A 476-nucleotide genomic window follows, 5' to 3' on the forward strand; every position below is an offset into this window, starting at 1 on the left:
AGCGCATAGTCGTCGCGATGGTCCCACAGCCGACCATAGAGAAAATCGACGTCGAGTTTGAACGCGTCGCCCGGATGATATTGCACCGATGAGGTGATGCCCAGCCGCTTGCGGTCGGTATACCATGACGATGGCGATTGCGCGGTCGGCTGGTATACGCCCGAAAGCAGGTTGGCGCGCGTTGCTGCATCGATGTTCGGGCCGATATTGGCGGCACCATATTTGGTGAGGCCCCAGCCCCAGTTGCGATAGCCGAACTCGTTATTCTTGATCTGGCTATAGGCGACCGAGACGAGCGCGGCGAGATCGCCCCAGCGATGCGAGACGAGGCCAACCACGCGCGGCGTGACGCCGCTGGTGTTGTCATTGGTCTGGCCCTTGGCGGAAACGACCAATTTATTGCCCGTGTCGAAGGGCTTGGCGCTGGTCAGTTGCACCGTCCCGGCAATGCCGCCTTCATCCTGTTCTGCCGAATA

The 476-nt window shown here is 60.3% G+C and carries 1 protein-coding gene; it reads right to left on the reverse strand.

Annotation, left to right across the window (positions count from 1 at the left end; all coding sequences use genetic code 11):
* Nucleotides 1–476, reverse strand: a 476-nt coding sequence (locus tag AACY08_RS29230) for a hypothetical protein (RefSeq protein WP_339472567.1), incomplete at both ends; no start/stop codon positions are given.

Source organism: Pseudomonas sp. EL_65y_Pfl1_R83 (assembly GCF_963970695.1).
Classification (GTDB): Bacteria; Pseudomonadota; Gammaproteobacteria; order Pseudomonadales; family Pseudomonadaceae; genus Aquipseudomonas; species Aquipseudomonas tritici.